The 22,530-nt window shown below is 62.3% G+C and carries 22 protein-coding genes; 12 read left to right on the top strand and 10 right to left on the bottom strand.

The annotated features are described in order from the left end of the window. Positions 1-7 precede the first annotated feature (7 nt). On the bottom strand, positions 8-1,663 hold the full coding sequence (locus PAF17_RS04375; protein WP_271887864.1) for an electron transfer flavoprotein-ubiquinone oxidoreductase: 1,656 nt from the start codon (positions 1,661-1,663) through the stop codon (positions 8-10). A 245-nt stretch (positions 1,664-1,908) separates the two neighbouring features. On the opposite strand from PAF17_RS04375, the gene greA reads away from it, so the two are divergent. Together greA and PAF17_RS04365 are read left to right on the top strand one after the other, a co-directional pair. Then, the gene (greA, locus tag PAF17_RS04370) at positions 1,909-2,379 is read left to right on the top strand and encodes a transcription elongation factor GreA (RefSeq protein WP_271887863.1); all 471 of its coding nucleotides are present in this window, start codon (positions 1,909-1,911) and stop codon (positions 2,377-2,379) included. A 5-nt stretch (positions 2,380-2,384) separates the two neighbouring features. After that, a complete protein-coding gene (locus PAF17_RS04365) occupies positions 2,385-3,338 on the top strand; it encodes a hypothetical protein (protein ID WP_271887862.1) in 954 nt (317 codons plus the stop codon). On the opposite strand, the gene PAF17_RS04360 is transcribed toward PAF17_RS04365, so the two are convergent. Further along, positions 3,335-3,859: a GNAT family N-acetyltransferase gene (locus PAF17_RS04360; protein WP_271887861.1), complete on the bottom strand. Its 525-nt coding sequence runs from the start codon at positions 3,857-3,859 to the stop codon at positions 3,335-3,337. The two genes, PAF17_RS04365 and PAF17_RS04360, sit on opposite strands and share 4 nt — an antisense overlap. A gap of 39 nt (positions 3,860-3,898) precedes the next feature. Here PAF17_RS04360 and PAF17_RS04355 point away from each other — a divergent pair, with 39 nt between their 5' ends. Together PAF17_RS04355 and PAF17_RS04350 are read left to right on the top strand one after the other, a co-directional pair. Further along, positions 3,899-4,687, top strand: a complete 789-nt coding sequence (locus PAF17_RS04355) for an AzlC family ABC transporter permease (protein WP_408636368.1) — start codon at positions 3,899-3,901, stop codon at positions 4,685-4,687. Further along, positions 4,684-5,019 (top strand): AzlD domain-containing protein, encoded by a 336-nt coding sequence (locus tag PAF17_RS04350; RefSeq protein WP_271887860.1) that lies wholly within the window; start codon positions 4,684-4,686, stop codon positions 5,017-5,019. Before PAF17_RS04355 ends, PAF17_RS04350 begins: the two co-directional genes overlap by 4 nt. Before the next feature lie 19 nt (positions 5,020-5,038). Here the strand turns inward: PAF17_RS04350 and PAF17_RS04345 are convergent, their stop codons facing one another. From PAF17_RS04345 to PAF17_RS04330, 4 genes are read right to left on the bottom strand one after another with little or no spacing between them, the layout of a single operon-like run. Then, entirely contained in the window at positions 5,039-5,671 is a 633-nt protein-coding gene (locus PAF17_RS04345) for a hypothetical protein (RefSeq protein ID WP_271887859.1), read from the bottom strand. A 16-nt stretch (positions 5,672-5,687) separates the two neighbouring features. After that, a complete protein-coding gene (locus PAF17_RS04340; RefSeq protein ID WP_271887858.1) occupies positions 5,688-5,840 on the bottom strand; it encodes an aa3-type cytochrome c oxidase subunit IV in 153 nt (50 codons plus the stop codon). Between the two features lie 52 nt (positions 5,841-5,892). Then, complete coding sequence (locus tag PAF17_RS04335) at positions 5,893-6,915, bottom strand: MBL fold metallo-hydrolase (protein WP_271887857.1); 1,023 nt, start codon at positions 6,913-6,915, stop codon at positions 5,893-5,895. Beyond that, a complete protein-coding gene (locus PAF17_RS04330) occupies positions 6,912-8,609 on the bottom strand; it encodes an acyl-CoA dehydrogenase (RefSeq protein WP_271887856.1) in 1,698 nt (565 codons plus the stop codon). The genes PAF17_RS04335 and PAF17_RS04330 overlap by 4 nt, the downstream gene beginning before the upstream one ends. A gap of 112 nt (positions 8,610-8,721) precedes the next feature. Between PAF17_RS04330 and PAF17_RS04325 the strand changes: the two genes are divergently transcribed. After that, positions 8,722-9,672, top strand: a complete 951-nt coding sequence (locus PAF17_RS04325; protein ID WP_271887855.1) for an L-threonylcarbamoyladenylate synthase — start codon at positions 8,722-8,724, stop codon at positions 9,670-9,672. Positions 9,673-9,784: 112 nt separating this feature from the next. On the opposite strand, the gene PAF17_RS04320 is transcribed toward PAF17_RS04325, so the two are convergent. Next, positions 9,785-11,212, bottom strand: a complete 1,428-nt coding sequence (locus PAF17_RS04320; protein ID WP_271887854.1) for a Glu/Leu/Phe/Val family dehydrogenase — start codon at positions 11,210-11,212, stop codon at positions 9,785-9,787. Between the two features lie 219 nt (positions 11,213-11,431). Here PAF17_RS04320 and PAF17_RS04315 point away from each other — a divergent pair, with 219 nt between their 5' ends. The 4 genes from PAF17_RS04315 to PAF17_RS04300 all read left to right on the top strand — a co-directional run bounded on the left by PAF17_RS04315 (position 11,432) and on the right by PAF17_RS04300 (position 13,309). Next, positions 11,432-12,085 carry a TetR/AcrR family transcriptional regulator gene (locus tag PAF17_RS04315; RefSeq protein ID WP_271887853.1) on the top strand — a complete coding sequence of 218 codons (654 nt, stop codon included), beginning with the start codon at positions 11,432-11,434 and terminating at the stop codon, positions 12,083-12,085. 146 nt (positions 12,086-12,231) lie between these two features. After that, on the top strand, positions 12,232-12,597 hold the full coding sequence (locus PAF17_RS04310; protein ID WP_271887852.1) for a hypothetical protein: 366 nt from the start codon (positions 12,232-12,234) through the stop codon (positions 12,595-12,597). A 4-nt stretch (positions 12,598-12,601) separates the two neighbouring features. After that, entirely contained in the window at positions 12,602-12,889 is a 288-nt protein-coding gene (locus PAF17_RS04305) for an I78 family peptidase inhibitor (protein WP_271887851.1), read from the top strand. Positions 12,890-12,976: 87 nt separating this feature from the next. Next, positions 12,977-13,309, top strand: a complete 333-nt coding sequence (locus PAF17_RS04300; protein WP_271888009.1) for a DUF2794 domain-containing protein — start codon at positions 12,977-12,979, stop codon at positions 13,307-13,309. 6 nt (positions 13,310-13,315) lie between these two features. Here the strand turns inward: PAF17_RS04300 and hrpB are convergent, their stop codons facing one another. After that, positions 13,316-15,757, bottom strand: a complete 2,442-nt coding sequence (hrpB, locus tag PAF17_RS04295; RefSeq protein WP_271887850.1) for an ATP-dependent helicase HrpB — start codon at positions 15,755-15,757, stop codon at positions 13,316-13,318. A 112-nt stretch (positions 15,758-15,869) separates the two neighbouring features. On the opposite strand from hrpB, the gene PAF17_RS04290 reads away from it, so the two are divergent. Next, complete coding sequence (locus tag PAF17_RS04290) at positions 15,870-17,240, top strand: YcjX family GTP-binding protein (protein WP_271887849.1); 1,371 nt, start codon at positions 15,870-15,872, stop codon at positions 17,238-17,240. Next, a complete protein-coding gene (locus PAF17_RS04285; RefSeq protein WP_271887848.1) occupies positions 17,237-18,331 on the top strand; it encodes a YcjF family protein in 1,095 nt (364 codons plus the stop codon). The genes PAF17_RS04290 and PAF17_RS04285 overlap by 4 nt, the downstream gene beginning before the upstream one ends. On the opposite strand, the gene PAF17_RS04280 is transcribed toward PAF17_RS04285, so the two are convergent. After that, the gene (locus PAF17_RS04280) at positions 18,328-19,230 is read right to left on the bottom strand and encodes a DMT family transporter (RefSeq protein ID WP_271887847.1); all 903 of its coding nucleotides are present in this window, start codon (positions 19,228-19,230) and stop codon (positions 18,328-18,330) included. The genes PAF17_RS04285 and PAF17_RS04280 overlap by 4 nt on opposite strands. Positions 19,231-19,273: 43 nt before the next feature. After that, positions 19,274-20,743, bottom strand: a complete 1,470-nt coding sequence (locus PAF17_RS04275; protein ID WP_271887846.1) for an MORN repeat-containing protein — start codon at positions 20,741-20,743, stop codon at positions 19,274-19,276. Between the two features lie 121 nt (positions 20,744-20,864). Between PAF17_RS04275 and PAF17_RS04270 the strand changes: the two genes are divergently transcribed. Next, entirely contained in the window at positions 20,865-22,523 is a 1,659-nt protein-coding gene (locus tag PAF17_RS04270) for an NAD+ synthase (protein WP_271887845.1), read from the top strand. Positions 22,524-22,530: the final 7 nt, after the last annotated feature.

The raw sequence follows: 22,530 nt of genomic DNA, 5'->3' as shown, positions 1-22,530 counted from the left end.
AATTGCATCACATATTCGGGTAGTTCGGCCCGTCACCGCCCTGCGGCGTGGTCCAGTTGATGTTCTGCGACGGGTCCTTGATGTCGCAGGTCTTGCAATGGACGCAGTTTTGGAAATTGATCTGAAAGCGCGCTTCGCCGCCCTCTTCGATCACCTCATAGACCCCCGCCGGGCAGTAACGCTGCGCCGGTTCGGCATATTCGGGCAGGTTCACCTTGATCGGGATCGAAGGGTCCTTCAGCTCCAGATGCGCGGGCTGGCTTTCTTCGTGGTTGGTAAAGGAAAACGCCACGTTGGTCAGGCGGTCGAAGGACAGTTTGCCATCGGGCTTGGGATAGTCGATGGGCTGGAAATCCTTGGCCTTGCCTGTCGCCTGCGCGTCGGTCTTGCCATGCTTCCACGTCCCCAGCGGGTTCCAGCCGGTCAGGTTCGAGACCCACATGTCGATACCGCCCAGCATCAGCGACGGCCACAGGCCCAGCTTGGACCAGATCGGCTTGACGTTGCGCACCTTCTTCAGGTCCTTGGCGATGTCGCCCTTGCGCACGGCCTCGTCATAGGCGGTCAGGCGATCGCCTTCGCGCCCCTCCTTCAGCGCTGCCGCCGCGGCCTCGGCAGCCTCGATGCCGGAAATCATGGCATTATGGTTGCCCTTGATCCGCGGAACGTTGACCATGCCGGCCGAACAGCCCAGCAAGACGCCGCCATCGAAGGACAGTTCCGGGATCGATTGCAGGCCACCCTCGCTGATCGCGCGGGCGCCATAGGCGACGCGCTTGCCGCCTTCCAGCAGTTCGGCAACCATCGGATGATGCTTGAATCGCTGGAATTCCGCATAGGGATACAGATGCGGATTGGCATAGTTCAGGTGAACGACAAAGCCGACCAGAACCTGATTATCCTCGAAGTGATAGATAAAGCTGCCGCCGCCCGCGTTCTTGCCAAGCGGCCAGCCCATCGTGTGAACGACGCGGCCCTTCTGGAATTTTTCGGGCTGAACCTCCCAGATTTCCTTCATGCCAAGGCCGAATTTCTGCGGCTCGTGACCGTCGGACAGGTTCAGCTTTTCGATGATTTCCTTGGCAAGGCTGCCGCGCACGCCTTCAGCGATGAAGACATATTTGCCGTGCAGCTCCATCCCCGGTTCATACATCGCGCCGGGGGTGCCATCGGCGTTCAGCCCCATTTCGCCCGCGACGACGCCCTTGACGCGATTGCCGTCCCAGACGATCTGGCTGGCGGCCATGCCGGGGAAAATCTCGACGCCCAGTTCCTCGGCCTGTTCGGCCAGCCAGCGGCAGACATTGCCCATGCTGACGACATAATTGCCGTGGTTGTTCATCAGGGGGGGCATCGGCCAGTTCGGCACGCGGACCTGCCCCGCCTCACCCAAAACGAAGAAATTGTCGTCCACGACTTCGGTGTTCAGGGGCGCGCCCTTTTCCTTCCATTCGGGGATCAGGCGGTTCAACCCTGCGGGGTCCAGAACCGCGCCCGACAGGATATGCGCGCCGATTTCCGAGCCTTTTTCCAGAACCACGACCTGAATCTCGGGATCGATCTGCTTCAACCGGATAGCCGCTGACAGACCCGAGGGACCACCACCGACGATCACAACATCGTATTCCATCGACTCGCGTTCGATCTGCGTCTCGTCGGTCATGGCTGGAAAATCTCCCCTTATTCTCTTGCTGGCCCAGCAGTAACGCGGGTTTTTCCACAGGGCAATCATGACGCTGTGATCTTTGCGGCCTAAAATTGCCGACTGCCCGGATAGTAGGCTTGCAAAGGTCGCGAATTTGGGTTCACGATGAAGCCGACGGAATTTAGCGCCCCTGCCATGGAAAATGGCGGGGGCGTTCGATTAGCGTCGGCACGGCAACGCAACCCGAAAGGACAAGGGCAGCGATGGACAAGATACCGATGACCCGCAACGGTTTTGAGGCGCTGGAACGCGAATTGACCGAGCTGAAGACAAAGGAACGCCCCGCCATCATTCGACAGATCGCCGAAGCCCGCGAACATGGCGACCTGTCTGAAAACGCCGAATACCACGCCGCACGCGAAAAACAGGGCTTCATCGAAGGGCGCATCAAGGAACTGGAAGGCCTGCTGTCGCGCGCCGAGGTATTTGATCCCGCCAAGCTTTCTGGTTCGATCAAGTTCGGCGCGACGGTCGATCTGATTGACGAGGACACCGAAGAAGAGCGAACCTATCAGATCGTGGGCGAGGCAGAGGCCAATATCGAACGCGGGCTGCTGAACATGCGTTCGCCACTGGCGCGTGCGCTGATCGGCAAGGATGAAGGCGACAGCATAGATGTGACGACCCCGGGCGGGGTGCGCAGCTATGAAATTCTGGCCATTCGGTACGTGTGAAGCCGATGTCACTGGCCGCACGGATCAAATCGCTGGCGCAACGGGATTCCATCTCGGCGATCGGACTGGGCCTCAGCGGTGCGTGGCTGTTCCTGGTCCTGCTGTTCTGGTTTCTCAACCCAGGAGAGCCGGGCCAGACCAGCGGTGTCGGACGGCTGGTCGCGGCGGTTGGCGTTATCTTGCCGTTGATCCTGATCTGGACCGCAATCGTCTTTGCAAGATCCATCGCGATCCTGCGGGCCGAGGCCGAAGAACTGCGGCGCGGCCTGACGCAGCTGCGTGAATTCGCAGCCACGCGCGGCGCACCGCCCCCCGCCATTCCAAGACCTGTGCCAGCCGGGCGCGACACGGAAAGCACCGCACCCGCACCCGCACCCGCACCCGCACCCGCACCCGCACCCGCACCCGCACCCGCACCCGCACCGATGCGTGCAAAACCCGCCGATGCAAGGCAGTCAGCGATGCGCTTTGATGCCCCCGAAAGCATCAGCGTGCCACCCGAAACGCTGATACGGGCATTGAATTTCCCGGATGGCCCGGACGATGTCGATGCCATTGCCGCCTTGCGCACGGCGTTGAAGGACCATGACAATTCCCGCGTCCTGCGCGCCTCGCAAGATGTTGTCACGCTGTTGGCAGGGCACAGCATCTATATGGATGACTTGCCGCCCGACCCTGCTCCGGCCGCGATCTGGAGACGCTTTTCGGAAGGTGCACGGGGCAATTCGGTTTCGGCGCTTGGCGGAATTCATGATGAACAGGCCCAGGATGTCGTCGCTTCGATGCTGCGTCAGGATGAGATATTCCGGGATGCCACGCATCACTTTCTGCGCCATTTCGATGTGCTTCTGTCGCGTCTGACGCCGCAACTGGACGATGACCAGATCGCAGCGCTGTCGCAGACCCGCTCGGCCAGGGCGTTCATGCTGCTTGGTCGCGTTGCCGGGATCTTTGGCTAGATCGGCTCGCTGAGGTCGTGGCGCAGGATCAGAACCTGCCCCGTCCACGGCCAGCCATAGCGCCCGCGCCCGATCTCGGAAAAGCCGAGATCCGCATAGAATTTCCGCGCAACGCGGTTGTTCCGGCGCACCTCGGCCCGAACCCCGCACAGACCGCGCGTCCGCGCCAGTTCGATCGCCCGCATGCAAAGCGCCCGCCCTGTGCCCTTTCGCCGGCTGGCCACCACGATTCCGTCAATGACCAGATCCGCGGTTGGCGGCGCCGCGCGATAGGCCAGCCTTGCGGCGGCAGGAATGCGCTTCAAGAAGCCGCCAGAACCATCGCGAAGCCCCGCGACACCCACCAATGTTCGATCACCCTGCAAGGCAACCATGGCGTGTCCGGCACGAATGGCCGGCAGCGCCGGCCCGGCCCAGAATCCAAAGGCCTGCCACCACATCGCTGCCGCCGCAGGCAGCGCAAACTCGGGCGCCGGGTGCAGAATACGGACCTGCCGGTCTTGCCACTGTTTGCCTGTCATGCAAGCAAGCATGCAGCAGATTGCACAAAAGAAAGTCCCATGGCACCTTCGCCCGCCCCCAGACCCGATCCGCAAAGCAGCACGCCCGCCGATGATCCGGCAAGTGCCCGCGCCCTGGCGCGCACGCCCGGCGCTGCATTTCGCCACGGAATGTTGCAGGCCATGCCGTTCTTGTTGGTGATCATACCGTTTTCACTCCTGTTTGGCGTCGTCGCCACCGAAGCGGGAATGGATCTTGCGAAGGTCATGGGTTTTTCCGTGCTGGTTCTTGCCGGCGCGTCACAGTTTACCGCGATCCAGCTGATTACCGACAACGCCCCTGCGATCATCGTGATCCTGTCCGGGCTTGCCGTCAATCTGCGCATGGCGATGTATTCCGCTTCGCTGGTGCCCTGGTTGCGCGGGGCAACGGCGACGCAAAAGGCCTGGCTTGCCTATGCCCTTATCGATCAAAGCTATGCATTGTCGATCCAGCACTACGAACGCCATCCCCGGCTTTCGCTGTCCCAGCGCCTTGCATATTTCGCGGGCACGGCAACGATGCTTTGCGTTCCGTGGCTGATTGCCACCTGGATGGGGGCGACCGTCGGGCAAGCCATCCCCGAAGAGGTCGCACTTGATTTCGCCATGCCCATCACCTTTCTGGCCATGATTGCGCCGATGCTGCGCACCTTGGCCCATATGGCGGCATGTTTCATCGCCGTGGCCATGGCGCTGGCGCTTGCATGGATGCCATCGGGGCTGGGATTGTTGATTGCCGCGCCACTGGGAATGGCCGCCGGCGCACTGGTCGAATACTGGGTCGAGCGCAAGCGGAGCACAACATGAGCGGCGAAATGTCAGACCTGAAGATCTGGGTCATCATCATCGTGCTGGGCATCGGCACCTTCCTGATCCGCTGGTCGTTTCTGGGCGCGTTGGGCGATCGCGAGTTGCCCGGTTGGTTCCTGCGAATGCTGCGCTATACGCCCGTGGCCGTCCTGCCTGCATTGGTGGCGCCCCTGGTTCTGTGGCCGGCGGCAACCGGCGGACAGCCCGAACCTGCGCGACTGGCGGCGGCTGCCGCAACCGTGGCGGTCGGCCTGTTGACCAGAAATGTTATCCTGGCCATCGCCGCAGGTGCGGTCACGCTGTTTGGATTGCTGTATCTTCTGGCCTGACCCGCGAGGCGAGACGGGATCAGACTGGCGCGGCGGGTCGATTGGTGACCACACCGTCTTTCTGCTTCAGCAGAACATCGTGGTTGTTCGCGGGATCGCCATCGAGATGGCGTTGCGACGTCACGCCGGGCAGGGTCAGGAACCAACGGCGCAGCTTGGTCGGCGAAAAGCCCGAAGGTGCGCCCTCGAACCCTGGCAGACCGCGCAGCACGCCCGAGCTTTCGACCGCACAGAAACTTTTGTTCGCCGCACCGCTGGCCTCGGCCCGCGCAATGGCCAGATCGGCAACCTCGCGGCTGACAGGCACGGTATCTTCGGCCACCCAATAGGTGCTGCGGGCGTGATAATCGATATAGAACCGCCGGTAATTATCCGTGATCCCATACAGAACATCATGCCGTTCGGGAATATGGGGGTGGTTCCAGCTGCCGGCAGGATCAAAGATCACCCGCTGGCTGCCATTGATCATCAATGCCGAATGGCCACCCTGTCCGCGCGGGATACCGATGACCGTGAACAGGGTGATCGAGGGCGGCTGGTCCGAAACAAAGCGCGCCTGTCGGACGACCTCATCGCTGGCCCAGATATTGTCCGCCCCGCAGGCGGCCAGCAAAGCGGGCAGCGATGCTGCCAGAAAAGCGCGTCGTTTCATTGAACTGCCCGGCGAATCAGCTGTTGGACAATGCCATGAAGATCAGCACTGCGATCGAGACCACGCAAACCCAGATCGCCATGCGAATAAAGCCGGCAAAGGTCTTGCGCTGCTCGGTGATGTCCATTTCACCTTGCTTATGGTCAGTGATCTCGTGATGCGTGGCCATGACTGCCCTCCGGATAATGTTTGTCTTGCGATAGCCGAAACAACAGCGGCTGTCACGCCCCCCACAGCACGGCGCCGTCGGTTTCGCCAACAGCGCGGACGATTCCCTTTTTGCGCAGGTGATTGATATGGGCGACGGCTTCGACAAGCGCCAGGCCGAATTCCATCGCCGCGATGCGCCGTTTGAACAGAATGTCGAAGCATCCGACCGCGGTCCGCGGCTTTGCACTCAGGGCCTCGGCCATCCGTTCCAGCGCACCGTGATGATTGTCGGCCAGCTGCCGCAACCGCGTCGGCAACCCCGTAAAGGGCAGCTTGTGGCCGGGCAGCACCAACTGGTCGGGTTTCGCCAGTTCGGAAAGGCGATGACAGCTTTCAAGCCATTCCCCGACCGGATCCGCGTCAGGTTCGGTCGGATAAACCCCCAGATTTGGCGAGATCGAAGGCAGCAACTGGTCGCCGCCGATCACCAGCCTGTCATCCAAAGACCAGAAGGTAGCATGGCGCGGCGCATGTCCGTCGCCCAGCGCCACCCGCCAGTTCCGCCCCCCGAAACGCACCACCTGACCTTCATGGACGCGCAGAAACCCAAGCGGCAGCGGATGCACGACATCCGCGGAATTATACGGTCGCTGCTCCATACGCTGTTGCAGCATTTCGGGCGGCATCCCGGCCCGGCGCCAGAATTCGACCGATCGCGCCGGCGGCAGATCCTGAACATCCAACTGCAACATCCGGGCCATCAGCCAGGCCGTGCGACTCATCATCAGGTCGGCGTCGTCGCTTTGCATGAACCAGCCTGCCAGGCCGATGTGATCGGGATGATGATGCGTCCCGATGACCCGCCGCACCGGCAACCCTGACAAGGGACCAGCCCGCAAACGCCCCCAGATCGCGCGCGCGCGCCCGGTGTCAAATCCGGTGTCGACGATGGTCCAGCCGTCATCCTCACGCAGCGCATAGGCATTCACATGGTCCAGCGCCATCGGCAAAGGCAGGCGCATCCACAGAACACCTTCGGCTATCTCGACAGCCTCGCCTTCGGCGGGAACCCTGTCGAAAGGATAGTCAATCACGCGGGAAACTCTCCTGCCAATACCGTATCGGCAATTGCATTCAGATCGTCCAGCCCCGCCCCGGCCTCGGCCAGATCGGCGGCGTATCGTGGCAAGACCCGCGACATGTAGATCCGTGCCAGCGCCACATGCGCAGGACCGCCGGCCATTGCGGCACGCAGATGGTAATGTGCGCCAAGCACCCGCGCAAAGGCATGCAGGAACGGCACCGCCCCTGCAAACCGCTCGGGCAGATCACGTTCGATCATCGTCAAAGTATTTTCACGCAGGGTCTCGGCGGCCTGCCATACCGTTTCGGCAAGATCGTGGTGATCTGTATTCGCAGCCTTGGCGTCATCCAGGATCTCGTCCAGCAAACGCATTGCCGCCTCTCCGCCATCCGCCAGCTTGCGTCCCACCAGATCCATGGCCTGTATGCCGTTGGTTCCCTCATAGATTGGCGTAATGCGGACATCGCGCAAATATTGGGCAGCGCCGGTTTCCTCGATATAACCCATACCGCCATGCACCTGCACGCCGGTATCAGCAACGCGGCAACCGACATCCGTACCATAAGCTTTGGCAATCGGGGTCAGAAATGCCGCGCGGGCAGCATGATCGGCATCACCGCTGGCGCGCTGCATGTCGATCGCGGTCGCACATGCAAGACAGATGGCGCGGGCGGCAAAGACCTCGGCGCGTGCTGTCGCCAGCATCCGGCGCACATCGGGATGCGCGATGATCTCGCCCATCTGCTTGCGTTCGGACGCATAGGCAACCGCCTGCTGCAAGGCCCGTTCAGCCAGCCCCACCCCCTGGACACCAACGCCCAGCCGCGCGCAGTTCATCATCGTGAACATCGCGGCCATGCCCTTGTGTTCCTCCCCGATCAGCCAGCCGGTCGCGCCCTCATAGCTCATGACACAGGTCGGACTGCCATGGATGCCCATCTTTTCTTCCAGGCTCAACACTTTCAAACTGTTTGCCACGCCCGGATCGCCCTGCTCGTCCGGCAGGAACTTCGGAACCATGAACAGGCTGATTCCTCGCGTGCCCTTGGCACCGTCAGGCAGACGCGCCAGCACCGCGTGACAAACGTTCGAGGTCACGTCGCTGTCGCCCCAGGTGATAAAGATCTTCTGACCGGTAATGCGATAGCTGCCATCCTCGTTGCGTTCGGCCCGCGCTGTCAGCGCGCCGACATCGCTGCCGGCCCCCGGCTCGGTCAGGTTCATCGTCCCGGACCATTCGCCGCTGTTCAGCTTGGGCAGATACAGCGATTTCAATTCATCCGAAGCGTGATGCTCCAGGGCTTCTATCTGCCCCTGCGTCAGCAACGGGTTCAACTGCAATGAAAGACAAGCACTCGCCATCATCTCGGCGACGGCCATGTTCAGGGTCTGCGGCAAACCCATGCCGCCATGTTCAGGATCAGCCGCCAGCCCGACCCACCCTCCTTCGGCGATGGCGGCAAAACCCTCGGCAAACCCGGGCGAAGACCGCAGTTTACCGTTTTCCAACCGCGCCGGGGTCAGGTCGCCATTGCGGTTGAGCGGCGCCAGAACCTGCTCGGCCAATTTGCCCGCTTCTGACAAAACCGCGCGTGTCGTCTCTTGCGTGGCTTCGGAAAATTTCCCTGTCTGCTGAACGTCGTGATAGGAGATCACTCGCTTCAGAATGAATTCGATCTGCTCGACCGGTGCCGCATAGGTCATCGGGTTTCCCTCCCTCCGCGCCTTGGCAATACAGGCTGGCGCGACTATCACACTGTTCAGGTCGCATCTTATGGGGATGCGAACAAGCCTCAACCAGAACACAGCGTCACGAATGCAAACCGAACGATTGACCGCAGACAATGCCGGCCTTGAACGCGCAGTCGAATTGTTGCGCGCAGGCGAAACAGTGGCCATCCCCACCGAAACCGTCTACGGGCTTGCCGCGGACGCATGCAACGGACAGGCGGTCGCGCGCATCTACGCCGCCAAGGACCGACCGTCCTTCAACCCGCTGATCGCCCATCTGCCCAGCATCGATGCGGCCCGCAAAATCGCATATCTGCCCCCTCAGGCAGAAAAGCTCGCCCAAGATTTCTGGCCCGGTGCACTCACACTCGTCCTGCCCTTGCTGGAATCGGCCAGCGTCTCGCCACTGGTCACGGCCGGCCTGAACACGATCGGCCTGCGCATCCCGGCAAACCCGGTCGCACATGATTTGCTGTCCCGTTTCGACGGCCCGCTTGCCGCACCTTCGGCAAACGCTTCCGGCCGGATCAGCCCAACCAGCGCCAAGCATGTTCTGGACAGGGACGGCGGCCTAGACGGGCGGATCGCTGCAGTGCTTGACGCGGGCATATGTCCGGTAGGCGTTGAATCCACCATCATCGGCTGGATCGATGGCAGGGCAACCCTGTTGCGACATGGCGGCATCCCCCGCGAATCCATCGAAGCCTCACTGGGACAGGAACTTGCCATTGCCAACGCGCTTTCCGACAAGCCCAACGCCCCCGGCCAGTTGCTCAGCCACTACGCGCCACGGGCGACCCTCCGCCTCAATGCCCATGCGGCAAACCAAGGCGAAACCTATATCGACTTCGCAGCCCCAGGCCCGCTATCGCTCTCGCCAACCGGTGACCTGACCGAAGCCGCGGCAAAGCTGTTCGACATCCTGCGTCAGGCCGATCATTTCGGGCGCCCGATCGCGGTCGCCCCCATTCCCGAATCCGGACTCGGGGCGGCAATCAATGACCGGCTCCGCCGGGCCGCGGCACCGCGCCCCTGACATCGCATGTCAGACCTCTTCTTCGCGAAAATACCCATTCGCAACGCCAACCATCAAGGCATGAGATCGTCGTTCAGGCGACCGGGCACCCCGATCGCCTGAACGGAACAGGTCACAATCCCAGCGACCCATAGACGTTGGAAATGCGCCGGATCGCCACGACATAGGCTGCGGTGCGCAAATCATCGACCCGACGATTCGCCAGCCAGACCTCTTTCATCTTGCCAAATGCCTCGCGCATGGTGTCATCCAGACCCGATCGCACCAATTCCAACTCATCGGCGCCGGTCAGAAACGCCTCCTTGAAGCCTCGCGACAAGGTCCAGTTCAGCCCGGTATCCGCCGACAGGCGTTCAAGCTCTTCGACCAGCATCCGCGCACGCGCTTCCTCGTGACGACGCTCCAGACGTCCAAGGCTGATCTGCGACAGGTTCTTGACCCACTCGAAATAGGAAACGGTCACACCCCCGGCGTTGGCATACATATCGGGAATGATCACCACGCCCTTGCGCTTGAGGATGGCGTCGGCATCCGCCGTCACGGGGCCGTTCGCGGCCTCGATGATCAGCTTGCACTTGATGCGCTCGGCGTTGTCGGCATGGATCACGCTTTCGACGGCCGCAGGAATCAGGATGTCACATTCGTCCTCCAGTGCCAGCAGCCCTTCTTCGCGATAGTCCCCGCCAGCAAAGCCACGCACACCACCGGTCGCTTGAATATGGCCGCGCAAGGCGTCGATATTCAGCCCTTGCGGATTCGTCACGGCACCATCGCGTTCGATCACCGTGGTGATCAGCGACTTGTCCTCGGCCGACAGGAATTGCGCGGCATGATAACCCACATTCCCCAGACCCTGCACGATCACCCGCTTGCCAGCCAGGGTTCCCTCCAGACCGGCACGCTTCATCACGTCATCGTGGCGGAAAAACTCGCGCAGCGCATATTGGACACCACGTCCCGTTGCCTCGACGCGACCTTCGATTCCACCCGCGGTGCGCGGCTTGCCGGTCACACAGGCCTTGGCATTGATGTCATCGGGATGCAGCCGCTTATAGGCGTCAGCCATCCAGGCCATTTCGCGTTCGCCGGTTCCCATATCGGGTGCCGGAACGTTCTGGCTGGGTGAGATCAGGTTGCGGCGCGACAGCTCATAGGTAAAGCGGCGGGTGACCTTTTCCAGTTCATCCTCGTTCCAGGCCCGAGGATCGATCTTCAACCCGCCTTTCGACCCCCCGAACGGAACCTCGACCAACGCGCATTTATAGCTCATCAAAGCGGCCAGGGCCTCGACCTCGTTCTGGTTCACATCCAGTGAATAACGAATCCCGCCCTTGACCGGCTCCATGTGTTCCGAATGAACCGAACGATACCCGGTGAAGGTCTGGATCTCGCCGCGCAGGCGCACCCCGAAGCGCACGGTATAGGTCGAATTGCAAACCCGGATCTTTTCCTCCAGCCCGGGGGGCAATTCCATCAGGCCGGCAGCATGGGTGAACATGCGATCGACAGAATCGCGAAACGAGGTTGTAGCGGCACACATCGGGTGGTTCCTCCGGTAAATGCGAAAGCGATTCGCTGCTTTCAGGGCAGAGGCTAGGTCAAGACGCCTGAATGTGCCACGGTGCATTCCCCGCCTTGACCTGACTTTCATACTTTGCTTTGCGAGATGAACGGCTCATTATGGTTTTTTACACGATCCCATCCCACCGCCAGTTTCATTTCGGCGGAAACGCATTTTTGTACGTATTACGAGGTATCAATGTTGACTGGTCAAAGGCTCCGCAAGGGTCGCAAGCTTGCACAGGTTCACAAAGGCGCAAGCGAGATTTTTCATCGTGACGGTTATTCGGGCGCAAGCGTCGATGATATTGCACGCGCGGCGCGGGTCTCAAAGGCCACGCTTTACAGCTATTTTCCCGAAAAGGCCGCCATGTTCCAAGAGGTCATTCTGCAGACGCTCGAGGAAACTGCCATCCAGACCCCGATCCGGATCGCCGCCGACTGCAAGGCCCATGAAGGCGTGCCGGAATTGACGCGGCAGATCGCCGCCTGGCAATTGTCCCGGCCGGCGATCTCGTTGCAGCGCCTCATTATCGCCGAATCCACCCGGTTTCCCGATATTGCCCGGCGTTATCACGCCATCATCGACACGATCCTTCATGACGCGATCCGCACGCATCTGGACCGCTGGGTCGAGCGGGCCGAGCTGACCATTGCGGATACCGCGGTCGCGGCACGTCAACTGGTCAAGCTGGCCGGGGCTTCGCTCCACGATCAGCCGATCGCCGCCGCCATGCCCCCGGACGCGCTCGACCATCATGTGGATGGTATCGCGCGCGCGGCGGCACAGCTGTTCCTGGCCAGCAACCTGACCGCGAACACCGGACCGGAACTGCGCCACGCGTCAGGCTGAAGCACAGCGGCAAATCTCCGGGCATGGCGGGCACAGCGGCACGGATCCGGGCAATGATGCAAACGTGAATTCGGGCTTGGGTTCTCAACCCGCCATGCGCACCCTATAAGGGTGGGCAACGACAAACCACCCGGAACCGGGACGACATGAGGGACGCAGACGACATGAACATGACTTCGCTTTTGCCCATTGCCGCCGTGCTGGCCAGCCTTGCTGCCTGCGCGCCCGCACCGGCACCTGCACCGGCCCCCGCACCGGTCGCAACAACGCCGGTTCCCCCGGTTCCGACCGAAGGAATTGCCGGGCTGGAAGAACGCCAGCCGGATCTGTGCAAAGCCAAGGAATACGTGCCCTATCTGGGCCAGCCCGGTTCGGTGATCCAGACGCTGAACATCACGCAGGATTACCGCGTGGTCGAATATCGCGGCATCGAGCCTCAGGAATATGACCCGCTGCGGGTGGTCTTCCGACTGGATGCATCGGGCAATATCTACAATATCGATTGCGGTTGACCGGATGCGTCTGTTCGTGACCCTGCCCGGCGCGTTTGCGCTTGCCCTGCTTGGGGCCTGTGAAGATCCTGCCACGCAGCGGGTCGTGGCGGATGAACCTGCCGATCAATGCGGCGCCGATGGCTATCAGGGGTTGATCGGCCACCCCCGCGACGTGCTGGACAAGATGACCTTTCCCATTGGCACCCGGCAGATCGGCCCGAATGACGCCGTGACATCCGATTTTCGGCCAGACCGGCTGAATATCGAATATGGCCAGACGGGCCGGATCGAAAAGATCAGTTGCTATTGACCTTTCGGGGGCGCTGCCCTGCGCGGGCGCGCCCCCACTGCTTTTCGGATTGATTTGCGTCAAGGCCGGTGTCACCATTCAGTCATGATGAATGCCGCACCGCCGTTTCAGGCCGATTCCGACCGCGTGGTTTTCAACCGACAGGAACTGGCGGTGATCCTGTCATTATACGGGCGCTTCGTGGCGGCCGGTGAATGGCGCGACTATGCGATGTCCTTCCTGCGCGATGCGGCGATTTTCAGCGTGTTCAGACGCGCGACCGAACACCCCCTGTACCGGATCGAAAAACGGCCGCGCCTGCGCAATGCGCAGGGTGCCTATGCCGTGATCGGCATGGATGGCCGTATCCTGAAACGCGGCCACGACCTGCCCGTCGTGCTGCGGGTTCTGGACAAGAAACTGATCCGCCCCATCGGTTGAAAACCACTAGGTGCCGCGCGGTTTCGCACGGGTTGTCGGGTCGGCGCCGGTCGGGTCTTCGGGCCAGGGGTGGCGCGGATAGCGGCCCCGCATTTCCTTGCGCACCTCGCCATAGGAACTGGCCCAGAACCCCGGCAAGTCGGCTGTCACCTGCACGGGCTTGCCCCCCGGTGACAGCAGCGTGATCCGCAGCGGACGCCCCGCAACGACCGGATGGCGGGTCACGCCGAACAATTCCTGCAGGCGCAGCTGGATCGAAGGCGTCTCGTGGCCATAATCGATGGGCACTTTGCGCCCCAGCGGCGTTTCGAAATGCGCGGGAACCGCAGCCGCAAGCCTTTGCTGCCCGTCCCAGCCCAGACGTTGCAGCAGCGGCTCGACAAGGTTCAGGCCGCGCAAATCCGTCAACGACCTTGCCTGACCCAGCCACGGCACAAGCCACGTGCCATCGGCAAGCAGCGTTTCGTCGGACACGCTGTCGTCACCATCAACCAGGGCAATGCGCGCGCGCAACCGCGCCGCGGCGGCAGTCCAGGGCAGACCGTCCTGGCGCAGCCCTTCAAAGGCCGCCGCCGCGACCAGATCCTGCGGAGCGTCTTTCCAGACCTGATCAGACAGTGGCAACACGCCAAAACGTTCCTGCTTGCGCGCAATAACCTTGCCATCACGACGCGACCATTCGCAGAACCGAACCGTGGTGATCTGTTCGGGAAACAGGTCGCGCAAACCCGCCTCGTCAATCGGGGCGGCCCGACGAACACGCGCCTCGCGCTGATCGCCGGTCAGGTCCGGCGCAACGATCAGACGCTGATTTGCCAACAGGTCCTCGGCGGGCAGCATCGCGCCCTTTCCCCCGGACAGGACGAAACGCGGCTGATCGCCCTTGCGCCGCAGACCGACACGATCGGGATAGGCCAAGGCGATCATTTCGCCCGAGCTTCGCGCAACAACCACCCGGTCAGCTGCACCACCCAGGTTATCAGCCAGACGGTGCAGGCGTCGGGCCTCGTCGCGGATGCGCTGCAATGTGGGTTGGTGAATGTCATAGGGCCGCTGTCGGGCAAAGCCGCGCGGATCACGCAGCGCAGACAGCCGCAGCCCGATATCACTTGGCGCGCCACGCAGGAAATCGCGGTCCCCCAGCAACGCGGCCAGATCGGCGGCCTGCGGCCCTGCCACGGACAGCATATGCCCAAGGCGCGGATGCAGGGGCAGCCCGGCCAACCGCTTACCATGCAAGGTGATCCTGCCCGCCTTGTCCAGTGCGCCAAGCTGTTCCAGCAACCCCTTGGCCTCGGACAAGGCAGCATCGGGCGGCGCGGTCAGAAAGGCCAGCTCGGATGGTTGCGCCCCCCATGCAGCCAGCTCCAACGCCAGCGGCGCCAGATCGGCAACCGTGATTTCTGCAGGCGCGAATGCGGGGAACGCACCCTCTTCGGCCCTGGCCCAGAGGCGATAGCATATGCCCGGCGCGACACGGCCCGCACGTCCGCGCCGCTGATCGGCCTCGGCCCGGCTGACCCTTTCGGTGACCAGACGCGACATGCCGCTGCCCGGATCGAACCGGGCACGCCTTGCGCGTCCGCAATCCACGACCACCCGCACTTGGGGAATCGTCAGCGAGGTTTCCGCGATCGAAGTTGCCAGAACGATCCGGCGCCTGCTTCCCGGTTCGGACAAGGCCTTGCGCTGATCCTTGCTGTCCAATGCCCCGAACAATGGCAGCACCTCGCAATCGCCGCCAGCCAGCAACGCACCGACGCGGCGGATTTCACCTTCGCCGGGCAAAAAGGCCAGCACCGTGCCGCCGGTCTCGACCGTTTCGCGGACTGCGGTGTCAATCAGGCGGGCCGCTTCGTCGATCAGCCGCGACGATGCCGCCAAAGGTCGTGCAAGCCAGCGCGTTTCAACCGGAAACGCCCGCCCTTGTGACCGAATGACCGGCGCACCGTCCAGCAGTTCGGCAACGGGTTCGGCATCCAGCGTGGCCGACATGACCACCACGGCCAGATCATCGCGCAAGGCCCCGCGCGATTCCCACACCAACGCCAACCCGAGATCGGCATTCATGCTGCGTTCGTGGAATTCATCAAAGATAACGCAGCCGATTCCCGCCAGTTCGGGATCTGACTGAACCATACGGGTCAGAATGCCTTCAGTGACCACTTCGATCCGGCTGCCTGCGACTGCTTCGCCCCTCATGCGATAGCCCACGCGCTGCCCGACCTGTTCGCCCAATTGCGCCGCCAACCGCTCTGCCGCCGCACGCGCCGCGAGGCGCCTTGGCTCCAGCATCACGATGCGCCCCGAAATCTGTTCAAGCAGCGCAAGCGGCACGCGCGTCGTCTTGCCCGCCCCCGGGGGGGCAACAAGAACCGCACGCCCATGCGCCTTCAACGCATCGCACAGGTGGTCAAGAACGTCATCGATCGGCAATTTGCTTTGCATTCCCGTCTTATGTCGCATGCCCCCGACAAGCGGAACCCCGCACCGGCCCTATGAAACCGGGACAGCTCTGATTATCTTGACGGGAAAGAACCACGACAAGGCGGCGGGCAGAATGGGAATCGGCAACGATCTGATGCAAGGCTTGGGCCTGGGCGACCCCGTGATTCGACTGGGTGTGACCGGGCTTTCGCGGGCCGGAAAAACCGTGTTCATCACGTCGTTGGTGGCCAATCTCATGGATCGCGGCCGTATGCATGCGTTGCGCGCGGCAGCAGATGGCAGCCTCAAGGCCGCATGGTTGCAGCCCCAGCCAGACGACACCGTGCCGCGATTTGATTACGAACAACATCTGTCCGCATTGACCGGACCAGACCCCTGCTGGCCGGACGGCACCCGACATGTCAGCCAGCTTCGCCTGTCGATCCGCACCGAGCGTCGCGGGCTTTTGTCCGGGATTCGCGGCCCACAGACCGTGCATCTCGACATTGTCGATTATCCGGGCGAATGGCTGCTGGACCTGCGGCTTATGGAAAAAGATTTCAGCGAATGGTCGAAGGACGTTCTGGCGCGCATGCAAGGCCGGCCCGGTGCCGATGAATATCACCAGGTTCTGGCCGGCATACCCGCACAGAAACGCCTGGATGAACCCACCGCCCAAAGGCTGGCACGCAGCTATAGCGCACATCTGGCGGCGGCGCGCGAAGCCGGTTGGTCCGACTGCACCCCCGGCCGCTTCCTGATCCCGGGCGAACTTGAAGGATCGCCGGCTCTGACCTTTGCCCCGCTGCCAGAGACCCTGGCAGGCACCCAGATCCACAAGGAATTTCGCCGCCGCTACGAAGCGTATAAAAGTCGCGTCGTCAAACCGTTCTTCCGAGAACATTTTGCCCGGATCGACCGGCAGATCGTGCTTGTGGATGTGCTGGGCGCAATTCATCAGGGACCGGCAGCGATCGAGGATATTCGTCGGGCCATGGCCGAAATCCTGTCCGCATTTCAACCCGGCCGCGCGGGATGGCTGGCACAATTGCTGGGCACCCGGCGTGTCGAACGGATCCTGTTTGCGGCGACCAAGGCGGACCATTTGCATCACATGCAGCACAACCGCCTGACCGCGATCCTGTCCGCGATGCTGCGTGAAGCACGCGACCGCGCGGATTTCTCGGGGGCCCGCACCGAGGCAATGTCGCTGGCCGCCTTGCGCGCCACGACCGAGGACATCATTCACCAAAATGGCGAAGACTTGCCCGCCGTGCGCGGCAGGCTGCTCGATGGCCGACAGGCGGCGCTGTATCCCGGGGAACTGCCCGCCGATCCCGCGGCATTGCTGCATCCGGCCCGATCCGGTGCGACCGAATGGCTGGACGGCGATTACGCGGTCATGAATTTTGCCCCCGCCCCGATGACGGCGCGTCCCGGGGACGGCCCACCCCATATTCGGCTGGATCGTGCCGCCGAATTTCTGATCGGAGACCGGTTGTGAGCGAACCTTCCAGACCCAACAGACGTGGACCGGTCCTGATCGAAATCGACGACGGCCCCGGCCCGGCACCGAAGGATGGGCCGCAAATCGATCAGCGCGACGATCCGGGTCCGAGCCCCGCCGACGCACCGCCCGTCGATCGTGCCGACCCCATGATGCCCCGACCGCACACCATGGAAATGGTCACGCGTCTTGTCGGGCGGCCGCCGTCACGGCTGACGCGGTTCTTCATCAATTCCGGCGTCGCCCTGTTTACCTTTCTGTTGTCGATCGCGGCGCTGGAATTCATTGACGGGTTGTTGAACAGCTATCCTGTTCTGGGCTGGATCGGCATCGCGCTGTTTGGCCTGTTTACCTGCGCCGCATTGGCGATGGCGTGGCGGGAATATCGCGCCTGGGCACGCTTTGCGCGGATCGACGCGATCCAGCGGCAGGCGGGTGCGGCGCTGGCCGAGGAAAGCATCGAACAGGCGCGCAAGGTCTGCGACCAGCTGCAAAGCCTTTATCGTGACCGCCCCGAGCTGAAATGGCAGCGCCAGCGATTGGCCGATCAACAAGCCGATGTTTTTGATGCCCGCAGCCTTATGACCCTGGCCGAGACCGAATTGCTGGCCCAGCTGGACCAACAGGCCCGCCGCGAGATCGAAGCCGCAGCCCGCAGTGTTGCCGCGGCGACCGCCCTGATTCCGCTGGCGCTGGCAGATGTGGCCGCTGCATTGGCCGCGAATCTGCGCATGATCCGACGGATGGCAGAAATCTATGGCGGGCGCGCCGGGGCGGTCGGCGGATGGCGATTGGCCCGCACGGTCATGACTCATCTGGTGGCGACGGGGGCGGTCGCGGCAGGCGATGATCTGATCCATACGGTTGCCGGGGGTGGTATAATGGCGAAACTGTCTCGCAGATTTGGCGAAGGTATCGTCAACGGCGCCCTGACCGCACGGGTCGGCATCGCCGCAATGGAGGTTTGCCGCCCGTTGCCATTCATGGCCCAGCCCCGCCCAAAGGTCGGCAATCTGGTCAGCCGCGGCTTGCGTGGCCTGTTCGGTGACAGCAGTGAAACAACCGAGTCCTCGCCGACAAAAGGCTAGGTGGCGCCCGATGACGGCGGCTTCTTGCTGCGCGACAGGGTGAACAACCCCGAAATCAGGATCAGCAATGATCCCGCGATCATGGGAACGGTCAGACTTTCGTTGAAGAACAGGATCCCAAAGCCAATACCGAACAGCAGTCGCGTATAGCGAAACGGTGTCACCGCAGACACTTCGCCGGTGCGCATGGCCTTCATCAGGGCGAAATACGCCCCCACACCGGCAAGCATCGCACCGGCCAGATACAAGGCCGTCATGGCCGCCGGCCAGACAAAGGCCTTGCCCTGCCAGATTGCGAAAATCACGCCAGCCACGATGACAGCCAGGAAACCATAGAACCCCAGTGTCGCCGTTCCCATGCCCGCCGGGGCCGCGCGGCTGGCCAGATCACGGCCGGCAAAACCCAACATCCCCACCACCGCAAACAACGAGAGCGGTGAAAAGCTGTCGCCGCCGGGCTGCAAGATCACCAACACCCCGATCAGCCCGACCACGATCGCGGACCAACGCCGCCACCCGACCCGTTCGGAAAACACCAGGGTCGCCCCCGCAACCACCACCAGCGGCGTTGCCTGCAAGATGACCGTGGCCGCGGATAGCGGGGTCAAGGCAATCGCGATCCCATAGAACAGACGCCCTGTCACCTCGAACCCGAACCGGACCCGCATCGTCCGGTTCATCACCCGGCGCGAGAACAGGTTTTCGCGATTGGCCGCCGCAAGGGCACCAAACAGAACCGTACCCCCCAAGCCAAACAAGATCAGTATCTGGCCCAAGGGCAGGCTCGATGCGCTTGCCTTGATCAGCGTATCTTCCAACGCGAATGCCAGCATCGCCAGCACCATCCAGACAGATCCGGCGCGATTTCGCGCCTCGATCGGCGACATGATAGCGGTCATGGGGCTGCCTCCGGACAGTAAGGCGGGCTAATGCGGCAGCACCTTATTCACTGGACGGCGCCTCATCTGGCATGGATGGCGTTTCCGAGGGGGCGGCATCCCCAGAAACCTCACCAGATTCGACCAGGCGGTTGTCTTCCCATTTTCCGGCCGCAATCTGCCCCGTCGTATAGCGCATCATGCCCTGACCCTGACGTTTTCCGGCCTCGAAATGCCCTTCATAGCGATCGCCATTGGCATAGGTAGCCACCCCGTCTCCGTCGATTTCGCCTGCTTTCCAGCCACCTTCGTAGACAAACCCTTCTGGTGTCGTCAGCTTGCCCTGCCCTTCGCGCAGGCCATTGACGAAGCTGCCTGTGTAAACCGTTCCGTCAGGATAGGTCGCCTGACCCTCGCCATGACGCTGCCCGTCCTGCCACGCACCGGAATAGACATAGCCGTCGGGATAGGACATGCGCCCCTGACCGTCATTTCGGGCATTCTTGAAGCTGCCTTCATAGACCATACCGTTGGCGTAGCTGGCCTTCCCTTCGCCCGCAATCACGCCAGCGGCCCACTGACCTTCATAGGTCGAGCCATCTGGATAGGTGATCTTGCCGGTGCCGTCCGGCCGGTCGTTCCTCATGTCACCATCATAAACCGATCCATCGGGATAGGTGATCTGGCCCTGCCCTTCCATTCGACCCTCGACCCACTGGCCGACATAGACATAGCCATCGGTTCCCGTGAACGTGCCTTGCCCATGCCTGCGATCCGCCATGAACTGGCCGTCGAACACATCGCCATTGGCATAGGTGGCCACACCCAGCCCTTCGCGTTTGCCGTTCTGCATCTGGCCTTCGTAGGTATCCCCCGAAGGCTGCACGAGAACGCCGGTTCCCGACATCTGGCCAGCCGACCAGACCCCGTCATAAACCAAACCATCCGCCATCGTCAGCTTGCCCTTGCCGGCGCGTTGACCGGCCAGCATGCCGCCTTCATAGGTTGCGCCGTCAGGGTAGGTGATGCGCCCCTGGCCTTCCTTGACGCCAGCGTTCCATTCACCGTCATACTTATATCCGTTCGTCTGCGTCAGAACACCTTTGCCCTGATGCAGACCATTGACGAAATCCCCGACATAGACCGAACCATTTGCGTAATGGGCCTCGCCCTTGCCAGTGATTTCACCGGCGATCCAGTCGCCTTCATAGGTGCCGCCATCGGCATATGTGATCTTGCCCTTGCCGTCGGGCTTGCCCTTGGCGAACTGGCCGACATAGACCGAGCCATTGGGAAAGGTCGCCGTGCCTTGTCCAAAGATTTCACCTTCGACCCAGTCGCCCTCGTATTTGTAGCCATTGGGCAGCGTGTAGGAACCCTGACCGTGCTGGCGTCCATTGCGAAACGTGCCTTCATAGACACCGCCATCGTCATATTCCTTGGTGATGACCTGCGCATGACCGGCCGTTACTGCCGAAATCAGCGCCAGCGCCATCACGCCTGCCCGCAATATCGCCTGTCTTGCCGTTGCCATCGCCCATCAACCTCTTCTTTTGCCCTATGGTCTAACGCACGGGGCCGCGACGCGCAAAGCCCGACTTTTCCTTTCGCGCGCGTTCCCCTATCACAGTCTCGAAAAAACTGGAGGCAACGCCATGACCGACCGCTTGCGCCTGACAATCGGCCAGCTGAACGCGACTGTGGGCGACCTGAGCGGGAACGCCGCAAAGGCCCGCGCAGCATGGGAACATGCGCGCGAGGCCGGATCAGACATGCTGGCGCTGCCGGAAATGTTCATCACCGGCTATCAGACACAGGATCTTGTCCTGAAACCGGCCTTTACCGAACAGGCGGTCGAAGCGGTGATGGCACTTGGACAATCGTTGAGTGACGGCCCCGCCATCGGCATCGGTGCGCCTTGGCGCGAGGGTGACAAGCTTTATAACGCCTATTTCGTATTCCGGGATGGCCAGCTGGTCGCGCGGGTGCTGAAACATCACCTGCCCCACAAGCAGCTGTTCGACGAATTGCGCCTGTTCGACAGCGGCCCGATCAGCGGCCCCTATGTGGTGGGCGATGCCCGGATCGGCAGCCCGATCTGTGAAGACAGCTGGTATCCCGATGTCGCCGAAACGCTGGAGGAAACAGGCGCGGAAATCCTGGTCGTGCCCAATGGCAGCCCCTATCACCGCGAAAAGCTGGACCTGCGCATGGGCCATATGGTCGGTCGCGTGATCGAAACCGGCCTGCCGCTGGTTTATGTGAACATGGTCGGCGGGCAGGACGATCAGCTCTATGACGGGGCCAGCTTCGTGCTGAACCCCGGCGGCAAGAAGGTCGTGCAACTGCCCCCCTTCCAAGAGGTCCTGACCGAGGTCGATTTCATCCGCACCGCCGAAGGCTGGCAGGCGCAGCCCGGTCTGATGGCGCCGCAGCCCGATGTCTGGGAACAGGATTATCACGCGATGATGCTGGGCCTGCGGGAATATCTGCGCAAGTCGGGTTTCAGGAAGGTCGTTCTGGGCCTGTCGGGGGGGATCGATTCCGCGCTGGTCGCCACCATCGCCGCCGATGCCATCGGACCGGAAAACGTGCGCTGCGTCATGCTGCCGTCGGAATATACGTCACAGGGCAGTCTGGATGACGCCGCCGATTGCGCCACCCGGCTGGGCACGCGGCTGGACACGGTCAAGATCGACGGCGCACGCGACGCGGTATCGGATGCGCTGGCCCATCTGATGGAGGGCACGGAACCCGACGTCACCGAGGAAAACATCCAGTCCCGCCTGCGCGGTGTCATGCTGATGGCGCTGTCGAACAAGTTCAACGAAATGCTGCTGACCACCGGCAACAAATCCGAGGTCGCGGTCGGCTATGCGACGATCTATGGCGACATGGCGGGCGGCTATAACCCGATCAAGGATCTCTACAAGACGCGGGTGTTCGAAACCAGCCGCTGGCGCAACGCCAATCACCGCGACTGGATGATGGGCCCCAAGGGCGAGGTGATCCCGCCGCAGATCATCAGCAAGCCCCCCTCGGCCGAGTTGCGCCCCGATCAGAAGGACGAGGATTCGCTGCCCCCCTACGAGGTGCTGGACGCGATCCTGGAAGGTCTGGTCGAAAAGGATCTGGCGCTAAAGGATTTGGTCGCGCAGGGCTTTGACGCCGATACGGTGCGCAAGGTCGAAAAGCTGCTCTATATCAGCGAATGGAAACGCTATCAGGCGGCGCCCGGTCCGCGCATCTCGACCAGGGCCTTCTGGCTGGACCGGCGCTATCCCTTGGTCAATCGCTGGCGCGACAAGTTGTGATGCGCGC

The sequence above is a fragment of the Paracoccus onchidii genome (assembly GCF_028294535.1).
Taxonomy (GTDB): Bacteria; Pseudomonadota; Alphaproteobacteria; order Rhodobacterales; family Rhodobacteraceae; genus Paracoccus; species Paracoccus onchidii.
This window is presented reverse-complemented; position numbering and strand designations above follow the sequence as displayed.

Bases quoted from the DNA above. Each gene is read 5' to 3' on its own strand.
- PAF17_RS04315 (WP_271887853.1), top strand. From the start codon at position 11,432: ATGTTGACTGGTCAAAGGCTCCGCAAGGGTCGCAAGCTTGCACAGGTT.
- PAF17_RS04325 (WP_271887855.1), top strand. From the start codon at position 8,722: ATGCAAACCGAACGATTGACCGCAGACAATGCCGGCCTTGAACGCGCA.
- PAF17_RS04350 (WP_271887860.1), top strand. From the start codon at position 4,684: ATGAGCGGCGAAATGTCAGACCTGAAGATCTGGGTCATCATCATCGTG.
- PAF17_RS04280 (WP_271887847.1), bottom strand. From the start codon at position 19,230: ATGACCGCTATCATGTCGCCGATCGAGGCGCGAAATCGCGCCGGATCT.
- PAF17_RS04365 (WP_271887862.1), top strand. From the start codon at position 2,385: ATGTCACTGGCCGCACGGATCAAATCGCTGGCGCAACGGGATTCCATC.
- PAF17_RS04360 (WP_271887861.1), bottom strand. From the start codon at position 3,859: ATGACAGGCAAACAGTGGCAAGACCGGCAGGTCCGTATTCTGCACCCG.
- PAF17_RS04320 (WP_271887854.1), bottom strand. From the start codon at position 11,212: ATGTGTGCCGCTACAACCTCGTTTCGCGATTCTGTCGATCGCATGTTC.
- PAF17_RS04345 (WP_271887859.1), bottom strand. From the start codon at position 5,671: ATGAAACGACGCGCTTTTCTGGCAGCATCGCTGCCCGCTTTGCTGGCC.
- PAF17_RS04270 (WP_271887845.1), top strand. From the start codon at position 20,865: ATGACCGACCGCTTGCGCCTGACAATCGGCCAGCTGAACGCGACTGTG.
- greA (WP_271887863.1), top strand. From the start codon at position 1,909: ATGGACAAGATACCGATGACCCGCAACGGTTTTGAGGCGCTGGAACGC.
- PAF17_RS04310 (WP_271887852.1), top strand. From the start codon at position 12,232: ATGAGGGACGCAGACGACATGAACATGACTTCGCTTTTGCCCATTGCC.
- PAF17_RS04330 (WP_271887856.1), bottom strand. From the start codon at position 8,609: ATGACCTATGCGGCACCGGTCGAGCAGATCGAATTCATTCTGAAGCGA.
- PAF17_RS04375 (WP_271887864.1), bottom strand. From the start codon at position 1,663: ATGACCGACGAGACGCAGATCGAACGCGAGTCGATGGAATACGATGTT.
- hrpB (WP_271887850.1), bottom strand. From the start codon at position 15,757: ATGCAAAGCAAATTGCCGATCGATGACGTTCTTGACCACCTGTGCGAT.
- PAF17_RS04305 (WP_271887851.1), top strand. From the start codon at position 12,602: ATGCGTCTGTTCGTGACCCTGCCCGGCGCGTTTGCGCTTGCCCTGCTT.
- PAF17_RS04340 (WP_271887858.1), bottom strand. From the start codon at position 5,840: ATGGCCACGCATCACGAGATCACTGACCATAAGCAAGGTGAAATGGAC.
- PAF17_RS04275 (WP_271887846.1), bottom strand. From the start codon at position 20,743: ATGGCAACGGCAAGACAGGCGATATTGCGGGCAGGCGTGATGGCGCTG.
- PAF17_RS04290 (WP_271887849.1), top strand. From the start codon at position 15,870: ATGGGAATCGGCAACGATCTGATGCAAGGCTTGGGCCTGGGCGACCCC.
- PAF17_RS04300 (WP_271888009.1), top strand. From the start codon at position 12,977: ATGAATGCCGCACCGCCGTTTCAGGCCGATTCCGACCGCGTGGTTTTC.
- PAF17_RS04355 (WP_408636368.1), top strand. From the start codon at position 3,899: ATGGCACCTTCGCCCGCCCCCAGACCCGATCCGCAAAGCAGCACGCCC.